11 protein-coding genes are annotated in these 7,697 nt (G+C 66.4%); 1 reads left to right on the top strand and 10 read right to left on the bottom strand.

Going from position 1 to position 7,697, the window contains the following annotated elements:
- Window positions 1-95 precede the first annotated feature (95 nt).
- Window positions 96-440: a hypothetical protein gene (locus tag ACLP25_RS01035; RefSeq protein WP_442467395.1), complete on the top strand. Its 345-nt coding sequence runs from the start codon at window positions 96-98 to the stop codon at window positions 438-440.
- A 205-nt stretch (window positions 441-645) separates the two neighbouring features.
- Here ACLP25_RS01035 and ACLP25_RS01030 read toward each other — a convergent pair whose 3' ends face one another.
- The 10 genes from ACLP25_RS01030 to ACLP25_RS00985 all read right to left on the bottom strand — a co-directional run bounded on the left by ACLP25_RS01030 (window position 646) and on the right by ACLP25_RS00985 (window position 7,303).
- Window positions 646-1,071, bottom strand: a complete 426-nt coding sequence (locus tag ACLP25_RS01030; protein ID WP_442467394.1) for a hypothetical protein — start codon at window positions 1,069-1,071, stop codon at window positions 646-648.
- Window positions 1,052-1,351 (bottom strand): hypothetical protein, encoded by a 300-nt coding sequence (locus ACLP25_RS01025; protein WP_442467393.1) that lies wholly within the window; start codon window positions 1,349-1,351, stop codon window positions 1,052-1,054. Before ACLP25_RS01025 ends, ACLP25_RS01030 begins: the two co-directional genes overlap by 20 nt.
- A gap of 73 nt (window positions 1,352-1,424) precedes the next feature.
- Window positions 1,425-1,853, bottom strand: a complete 429-nt coding sequence (locus tag ACLP25_RS01020; protein ID WP_442467392.1) for a hypothetical protein — start codon at window positions 1,851-1,853, stop codon at window positions 1,425-1,427.
- A 240-nt stretch (window positions 1,854-2,093) separates the two neighbouring features.
- Complete coding sequence (locus tag ACLP25_RS01015) at window positions 2,094-2,375, bottom strand: hypothetical protein (protein ID WP_442467391.1); 282 nt, start codon at window positions 2,373-2,375, stop codon at window positions 2,094-2,096.
- 1 nt (window position 2,376) lies between these two features.
- Complete coding sequence (locus ACLP25_RS01010; protein WP_442467390.1) at window positions 2,377-3,288, bottom strand: peptidoglycan recognition protein family protein; 912 nt, start codon at window positions 3,286-3,288, stop codon at window positions 2,377-2,379.
- 150 nt (window positions 3,289-3,438) lie between these two features.
- Entirely contained in the window at window positions 3,439-3,984 is a 546-nt protein-coding gene (locus ACLP25_RS01005; RefSeq protein WP_442467389.1) for a phage tail tip lysozyme, read from the bottom strand.
- A gap of 204 nt (window positions 3,985-4,188) precedes the next feature.
- Window positions 4,189-4,320 carry a hypothetical protein gene (locus tag ACLP25_RS01000; protein WP_442467388.1) on the bottom strand — a complete coding sequence of 44 codons (132 nt, stop codon included), beginning with the start codon at window positions 4,318-4,320 and terminating at the stop codon, window positions 4,189-4,191.
- Window positions 4,317-4,718 (bottom strand): hypothetical protein, encoded by a 402-nt coding sequence (locus ACLP25_RS00995; RefSeq protein ID WP_442467387.1) that lies wholly within the window; start codon window positions 4,716-4,718, stop codon window positions 4,317-4,319. Before ACLP25_RS00995 ends, ACLP25_RS01000 begins: the two co-directional genes overlap by 4 nt.
- Window positions 4,719-4,769: 51 nt before the next feature.
- Window positions 4,770-6,710 carry a hypothetical protein gene (locus tag ACLP25_RS00990; protein WP_442467386.1) on the bottom strand — a complete coding sequence of 647 codons (1,941 nt, stop codon included), beginning with the start codon at window positions 6,708-6,710 and terminating at the stop codon, window positions 4,770-4,772.
- The gene (locus tag ACLP25_RS00985) at window positions 6,707-7,303 is read right to left on the bottom strand and encodes a hypothetical protein (protein ID WP_442467385.1); all 597 of its coding nucleotides are present in this window, start codon (window positions 7,301-7,303) and stop codon (window positions 6,707-6,709) included. The genes ACLP25_RS00990 and ACLP25_RS00985 overlap by 4 nt, the downstream gene beginning before the upstream one ends.
- Between the last annotated feature and the right edge of the window lie 394 nt (window positions 7,304-7,697).

Genomic DNA, 7,697 nt, shown 5'->3' with positions numbered 1-7,697 from the left:
ATTTTAACGCTGCCGCGGTGACGCCCGTGGGAACCTATTATGGCTTGAACGTGCCGGGAACGGACAGGCTTTGGGATGATTTTCCGTGAGCGCCCATGGCTGGGCTTGACGGATACGCGGGCGCCTTCACGATCGACCCGGGCGTCGCGCGCCCGTTTACGCTGAATTTCTCCGACAACCTCGCGCCGTACGACGCCGTGGCGTCGGTAATCTCAACAAGCGTTTCGGTCGCGCCAAGCAGCAAGGTTCAGGATACGAACGCCGTGGCGATCGGAAGCCTGCCGGCCGCCGTTATCGGAAACAGTGTCTGCCAGAAGCTTGGCAACGCTGCGCCGGCCGGTTTTCAGCCGGGCGTCATTTATCTATGGGCCGTCACGGTCGCGACGGTCATGGGCGCGCGGCTGGTAGGCTACGCCCGTATCCGGGTGAGGACGCCGTGACGTTTATTTCCCGGTGGCGACACGGTGGCGACAAATTCAATTTTACCGCGACCGATCGGGCGGAAATACCGGCCAAGCCTTTGATTTCATGACGGCGGTCACAGAGGCCGAGGGTTGCGCCGGCCTGACCACGCGTCATGACATTCTCGGATCAAGAGCCCGATCGAAGCGCGACGCGAGCGAGTCCAGACGCACGAGGCCTTCGTCAGCCGCCTGCGCGCCAGGCATGGGCGGAAGACCGGGTTCTGGAGCCAGTTTCGCCCAGACGAAGCTCGAGATCATGGATGTCGGTGCGATTCGGAAGCGCGCCGATAGTCTCCCGCAAACGGTAGTGCTCGTCGTGAAGCATCGCCAACCGCTCCGCCAGGCGGAGCATGGCCGATTCGGCTTTCGACTGCGCCGCGTCCAAGTCGCGCCATTGCTGGCCAACAGCAATCTCGATCGTATACAGACGCATCATGAGGCGCCAGACAAACGCCGCGCAGCTTGCGCCGATCGACGCCAAGCCGACGACGGCCCATTCGAGCAGTCCCCATGGAGCGTTTTCCGCCGGCGTCACGACGACCTCCTGACTTAAGGACATTACGAAAGCGGTGTTTCTGGCTGCGAGCTTACTGCCCAGCTCCGCCACCGCTTGGAGCGGCCGCGTTCAACGCGTTGACGCTTGTGACGATGATGGGGCACGCGTCGCCGACGGCCTTCTGAATGGCGCTCGCGGTCTGCTGGGCCTGCGCGGCGCCCTTGGTTGTGTTGGCGCCCGTATTGGCGTCGGTCGTAACCGTCACTGCCACCGCGGTGCCGGCTTCAGCACCGCTGCACGAGACGTTGGCGATCTGCGCCGGCGTCATCGTGTTGCAGCCTGCAACCGACAGAGACGACGCCAAGACGACGAGAATCGTTGCTGAACGCATAGGAAGCTCCTGATGGAAGAAGAAGGACCGCCGGGCCGGACCGAGAGACTGCGTCAGTCCCCCGGACAGCGCCTTACGAGGCTTTCGGAGACCCGGCAGATGGAGGAACGGGGATCGCGGTCGCCTGCGCCTGGAGCTTGCCGATTTCGCCGGCGACCAGCCTCGACAGCGCTTCCGGCGTCATGCCGAGGGCTTGCATGGCCTCCGGCAGCGCCGCTGCGATCCGCGCAGCCGCCGCGGCGACAAGCGGCGACGTTACAAGGATGGACCTCGACGATAGGTTGTCGGCCGCTTCCGCGACGAGCGCGCCGGCTTCGGTCTGTGCAGCTTTGCGAAGGGCGTCGGCGTAAGCGGCTTGCACGGCCACCCCGGTCCAACGCGTGAACAGAGCAACGCCAAACGTGACGGCGCCTGAGACGACCGTTGCGACAATCGCTTGCACAATCGGGGCGAGCGCTGCGACCGCCGGCGCTGCAGGTATGATGGTCGATGCGTCAGACATGGTGTTCCTTTCGAATGTCATTGCAGGACAGGCGGCGGCCCCTCGGGCAGCTTGCCGCGCGGTGGCCCGATCGCTCCACGCGATCGCGGGAGACGAGCGGATCTCGGCGCGACATGGGGGCTGACGAGGTCGGGCTAACGCCCCGGCGGCGATTGATCGCGGTGGCGTTCAGGGAGCTGGAAGCGCTCATTGTGCGAAAGCTCGCGATGAGCGCCGCGCGTTCGCCAATCAGCGATTGTCCTAAGCCGCGCTTTCGGCGGGGGTTGATCGATCCTGTCGGATTGTCAGGGAGTGAGTCGCTTCCAGCGCAGCGATGCGTTCGCGCGCACGTTCGACTTCGGCGTCCATGCGAAGCGCGCGCTCGACCAAATGACGACCGAGCGCGACAATCGCGTCGAGCGCGGCTTGCGTCGCCGTGTCGAGGCGACGCGAATGCGACGCAGCGCGAGCGCAGTGCAGTGCGTCTTCGAGATCACGTGTCGTTTCCGTGGCGCGCTCGATACCGTAAGGGTGAAGGGGCATCTCAACCTCCCCTCAGCTCTTGTTCGAGAGCGGCGATCGTCACGGGGCCGACAACCCCGTCGGCGGCGAGGCCGACGTGCATCTGGAAACTCTTGAGCGCGCCTTCGGTCTCGCGCCCGAAATAGCCATCGACGTCGAGGTTGTAGCCGAGCGCATTCAGAGCCCGCTGTAGGCCCGAGACTGCCGAGAGGTCGAGCGCCGCTGCAGGCGCTGGCGCCGCGATCGCTGATCCCAGGGTCGAGCCCGGCGACAGGCCGCGCTCATCGAGCGCGGCGTCAGGCGCGGCTACAGTGCGCGCGCAGGGGCGGGGCGGGGCGACGGGAAGGGGGGTCGGCGCTGCGGACGCTGCGGGCATGGCCGAAGCGACGCGGAAGAGCTCCGACCATCGCAGCGCGCCCGGGTCCCAGTGCGAATCGGGCGACGGGCAGTCGCCGTGGCCGTACCAGCCGGCGACATGGCCGAACTTGCCCTCGGCCCGGTGCGGGTCGGACGCCCGCGCCATACCATAGACGCCGTCGGCCCAAGGCCGCGTGAGCGGGATTCCATATTCCGCGAGGCAGGCCGCCATCAGCGCCGCGACCGCTTCGGAGGTTGCGTCATCCAGCGACCACAGCTGCTGCTTCGAGTAGCCGACTACCTCGACCTGCACGATCGGGATCCAGTTGTGGGTGACGAGCGCTGCGCCGATCGTTCCGACCTGGACGAGCTGGGCGATGCGGCCGGGACCGACGAGAAAATGGGGCGCGTAGTGCTGCTTGAAGACCGCGAGCGACGAGTCCCACCCGCCCTCGGTGGTGTGCAGCACCCCGGTCGGCGGCGCGCACGGGTCTACGGCCTGGTTGAAATGCGGGATGCCGCCGACGTGCTCGACGTCGAACCGGCCCGCTTTCGCGAGCCAGGGGAAAAGGGTCATGGCCTGATTTCCTCAAGGGTAGTGAATCCACGGAGACGCGCGGAATCGCTGGGCGTTTCGCCGGTCTGCCGGCAAGCATGCGAAAGAGGGCGGCGCTGTAGAGGCGGTCGCTGACCGCGTCGGCCGCGACCAGCGGTCGCGGCTAAAGCGTCAAAACCCGTTCTTCTGGAAGTAGACGGCCCAGCGTTCGGCCATGACGCCGCGGCGGTCCGCGGCGTCGGGGGCGCCGGCGCGCTCGAACAGGGCGCAGGCCTGGTAGGCGGCCATGTAGGCGGTCGAGGCGGACTTGATCGCCTTCTTGCCCGCCCAGGAAAAGGTGTTCAGCTCCCACCACGCGGCCTCGATGTCGCTGGTGATCAGGTTGCGGCCAGCGAGCACGGCCGCCAGGATGTCGACGCCGAGCGCGGCCTTGATCGCCTTAAGCCGGTCGCCGTGGCGCTGGTAAAGGCCGAACGCCGTCGGCGTCCCAGTCGGATGGGCCGACCAGGGCAGGAGCTTGCCGCCGGAGTCGACATAGTCGCCGAGCGCGTTCGGGTTGAGGCCCGATTCGGCCTCGGCCATGGTCAGCATGGCGAGGGCGAAGGCGTTGCCGATTCCGTTCGTCTTCCAGGCCGCGACGATCGCGTGGGCGGCGCCGAAGAACGTCACGCCCTCGGGCGTCGATTCGTCGGGCCATTCGGGCAAGGTCACGCTCATGTCGGCTCCTCGAAGAAGGCAGAGATTCGGCCGGCGGGCGAGAACGCGCGCCGGGTTGTTTGTGAGGAAGATGCGCATCCCTCGACAGGCTCAGAATGAGGCGACGGGCTTGGAATGATAGGTCAGGGACGCCAGGTCGCGAGCATCGACGCGAGCTAGATGATCGCGATAGCCGCGAGCACGGGCCAGGCGTCGTGCGGGATCTCAGGCATTGGTCAGCGCCACGCTGAGGACGACCCAGACGCAGAACCAGAACAGGGGCGGCCCGTACCGGGCGGGCGTCAGGCTCTCGGAAAGGTCTTCCTCGAACCGGTCAAGCCAGAAGAGCGGGATCATAGCGGCCGTCCCGCGGCGTCCTTCGCCTTGACTGTCGCGCCCTCGCCGACCGCCTCAATGATCGCCAGGAAGGCGCCGATGTCGGTGACGTGAAAGCGGGCGCAAGTTTCCCCGGCGTCGTTGTCGATCAGGATCACGCCGAAGTCCTGTCCATCGGTGATGATGGCGGCGCGGTCGCCGATCGGCAGCGCCGTCGAGGCCGGCGGCGCTGCCATGTAGAAGCCGCGGACGAAATCGAACTGGCGGCTGTTCTGCTCCTGCGTGTGGGTGATCAGCGGCCGGATGTCGGCGAGCTTCACACATTCAGCGTCGCCGGCGAGCCGGTCGCTCAACTCCCCCGCGAAGGCTGGCGCGCAGGCGAAAGCCGCCGCGAGCGCGACGGCGCGGAGCATGATCATGACAGATTGTCCTCTTGAGATTTGGCGCCCAAGCGCGGCGCCGGGCGCGCCCTATCGGCTGAACAATGTGTGGACGAACGGGCTCATCCATCCCGCCAGCATCTGCGTTCCGTAGGCCAGCAGGTGCAGGCCGTCCCCGGAAACGCGCTGGGCGACGTCGACCGGGCCGACGATCTGGAATGTTCCCGCCGCCGTCTCCGTCCCCGGACACGACGAGACCGGATAGGTGAAGGTGAAGGGCTGCGTGCCGCTGACATAGGGCAGCGTCGCGGTCGCCGTGACGTTGGTCACATTGTAGCCGCTCGGCGCCGCGCCCGCGATCGTGACCGGGAACGACTGGCCGATGACATAGAGCGTGTCGGCGGCGCCGCTCGATGCGCTCGCCGCGCCGGCGTTCAGGGTGATGGTATGGTTCGATAGCGACGCCACGGTCCCGATCGTCTGCGACGTCGTCGCGTCATAGATCGACACGCCGGGATGGACGTTGTTGACCGACGCGAGGGTGATCGTGGTCGCCGCAGACGCCCACGCCCCCGAGGCCGTCGTCGCGGCTGCGGGCTGATAGGTCGAGGAGGCGTTGAGCGTCGCCGTGACCACGTTTCCCGAGCAGGACAGCGCGGTCAGCGACACTGTGGGCATTCCCGACGTGGCGAAATATCCGAGATACGACGAGCCGCCCGGATTGTTGGTCGCGGTGTTGTTGATCGTCGTTCCGCCGAGGTTCGTCTGTCCGTTCAGGCCCTGGTAGTTCGGGCCGTCCTCGACCCATTTATCGATGTCGATGCAGGCCACGGCCCCGGGGAAGGCGGTGGCAAGATTGGATCGGCAATCGGTGTTGAATTGCTCGCGCTGCGCCTCGTCATAGGCGGCGGTCGCGTAGGCCCCGAACGGGATTTGGTTGACCGTGGTGGCGTCGTTGTCGGTCGATAAGACGAACGGATAGATGGTCGCCGCGAACCACTTTTGCGCTGCGCCGCCGACGCTCACGCCATAGGTCGAGATCATGCCGGCGAAATAGCTTTCCTCGTTCGCCGCCGAGACCGTGCCCGTCTTGATGTCGTTAACGCCAAAACCCCAGGCGACATGGGTGCAGTATTTCAGCAGCGAGCCGCGCACCTGCCAGTCGGCGCCGGTCGCGTTGGAGCCGGTGTCGGAATCGGAGCCGAGATTGATGGTGCCGAAGGTCGCGCCGACCCAGCGGTCAAACTGGCCGAAATGCGTCCCCGGATTGTAGCCGCCGTTGGCGATGTCATAAAAGCCATGCGTCCGGCTGTCGCCGACGAGGCATACAGAGGGCATCTGGGTATAGCCGAGCACGGCGACCGGCTTGTAGGGCGCACCGTAGTTGGTCGCCGAGCCGCCCCCGGTCCCGGCTGCCGACCCCGTCGTGGTCCAGCTTCCCGTCGCCGCGCAGCTCTGCGTCGCGTCCTGTCCGCTGGCGGCGGTGGTGTAGCCGAGCGCGAACTCACCGGCGCTGGACTCGTAGTGCGAGGCTGTAGAGCCGCCCGTCTCGTCCCAAGGCATGCCGCCGGCGGTGATGGTCCGATAGGCGCGAACCCAGAATTGCGCGCCGGCCGGGATGGCGATCGTGAGCGGGTCGGAGGCCAGATAGGAATCGTTGGCGATCGTCCCGGTGGTCGAGCCGGAAAAGGTCAGCGGCGTGCAGGTTCCGGCCGGATACTCGATCGAGGCCGTGATGGTGGTCGCGCCGCCCGGCGACTGCGACGTGCCGTGGTCGGCCCATCCCGTGCCGGCATAAATGAAGTCCGGCAGCACGACTTCGATCTGCGACACGCCGTCGTTCGCCCATTCCGGAGCGCGCGACATGGCCGCCAAAATTATGGTGTCCTTCTGATACGGGACTTCGGTCGGGCCGGCGACCGCGCCCCAATAAAGGGACGGCTGCGACTTGCCGAGCGTTCCATGGCCAAGCTGGGCGTGCGCCGGCCCCGCAAGCGCAAGGGCGGCGACGCAGAGCGCGGCGCGGATCATGGGATGCTCGCAATGGAGACAGCCATGGCGGCTGCGGTGCCCGTCGTCATTTCCACCCAGGAGGTCGCGGACCCCGGATTCGGCCATGTGCCGAAGGTCCCGCTGCTATAGGACACGCCCACATGATCCGAGCCGATGACGCCGTTCACGGCGTTGGAGCCGACAATCGAGCTGAAAGGCGACTGGGTGTTGGAGTTGAGAATGGCGTACCATTTTGCCGTCGTGTCGCTGGTCTGATTGCACTTCCAGTAGATATGGCCCTGCAAAAGCTGGAGCGACGTCGTAGCCGTCAAGGTGAACGAAACAGTCGCCGACGTATCGGCCGGGTTGTTGTTGTCGCTCATCTGCAACGTCGCCGGATTGTGGCGATGGTTCGTCGTGTCGTAGGCGTCCTGATAGATCGCGGCGTGGGCGGTCCCCGACCCGACTGTTTGCAAGACGCCGTAAAGAGTGTTGACCGCAAATGTCAGGGGCGCGACAAAAGGCGAGCAGTAAGTGTATGCCGAGCCAGCCGAGGTTCCGCCCGCGCCAATCTGTGTTCCGATCGGATCGAGAGGGAAGTACAACCCCGAATAGGCTTGGGCCCCGGCCATTCCAGGATTTGCGCCGCCGCCCGAGCCCGACCCGCAAGCCGAGCCGGTATCCTGGACGCCGGACGCCGACCATTGCAGGCAGTCGCCGGACGTGATTGCGCCGTTCTGCTTGGTGTAGGCGCCGGACGATCCCGGCGCGGTCGCCAGCGGGGTCAGCGCGCCCGTGGCAGGCGTGACGCCGCTGTCCTGGATGATCTTGCCCGTCGTGCCGTTGTAGGTCGCCAGGTCGCCAGACGTCGAGGACGACGGCCCGGAAACGTTCCCCGAGCCTGCTCCGCAGGCCGAGCCGGTATCCTGGACGCCGGATGCCGACCATTGCAGGCAATCGCCGGACGTGATTGCGCCGTTCTGCGGCGCCGGACGATCCCGGCGCGGTCGCCAGCGGGGTCAGAGC

Origin of the sequence: Roseiarcus sp. (assembly GCF_052145395.1) — a bacterium.
Taxonomy (GTDB): Bacteria; Pseudomonadota; Alphaproteobacteria; order Rhizobiales; family Beijerinckiaceae; genus Roseiarcus.
The sequence above is the reverse complement of the archived record's forward strand: the minus strand, read 5'-3'. Positions and strand labels throughout refer to the sequence as shown.

What these genes read in the sequence shown, in the direction of transcription:
- ACLP25_RS01020 (WP_442467392.1), bottom strand. Translation starts at nt 1,853, where the DNA reads ATGTCTGACGCATCGACCATCATACCTGCAGCGCCGGCGGTCGCAGCG.
- ACLP25_RS01010 (WP_442467390.1), bottom strand. Translation starts at nt 3,288, where the DNA reads ATGACCCTTTTCCCCTGGCTCGCGAAAGCGGGCCGGTTCGACGTCGAG.
- ACLP25_RS01025 (WP_442467393.1), bottom strand. Translation starts at nt 1,351, where the DNA reads ATGCGTTCAGCAACGATTCTCGTCGTCTTGGCGTCGTCTCTGTCGGTT.
- ACLP25_RS01015 (WP_442467391.1), bottom strand. Translation starts at nt 2,375, where the DNA reads ATGCCCCTTCACCCTTACGGTATCGAGCGCGCCACGGAAACGACACGT.
- ACLP25_RS01000 (WP_442467388.1), bottom strand. Translation starts at nt 4,320, where the DNA reads ATGATCCCGCTCTTCTGGCTTGACCGGTTCGAGGAAGACCTTTCCGAG.
- ACLP25_RS01035 (WP_442467395.1), top strand. Translation starts at nt 96, where the DNA reads ATGGCTGGGCTTGACGGATACGCGGGCGCCTTCACGATCGACCCGGGC.
- ACLP25_RS00990 (WP_442467386.1), bottom strand. Translation starts at nt 6,710, where the DNA reads ATGATCCGCGCCGCGCTCTGCGTCGCCGCCCTTGCGCTTGCGGGGCCG.
- ACLP25_RS00985 (WP_442467385.1), bottom strand. Translation starts at nt 7,303, where the DNA reads ATGGCCGGGGCCCAAGCCTATTCGGGGTTGTACTTCCCTCTCGATCCG.
- ACLP25_RS00995 (WP_442467387.1), bottom strand. Translation starts at nt 4,718, where the DNA reads ATGATCATGCTCCGCGCCGTCGCGCTCGCGGCGGCTTTCGCCTGCGCG.
- ACLP25_RS01005 (WP_442467389.1), bottom strand. Translation starts at nt 3,984, where the DNA reads ATGAGCGTGACCTTGCCCGAATGGCCCGACGAATCGACGCCCGAGGGC.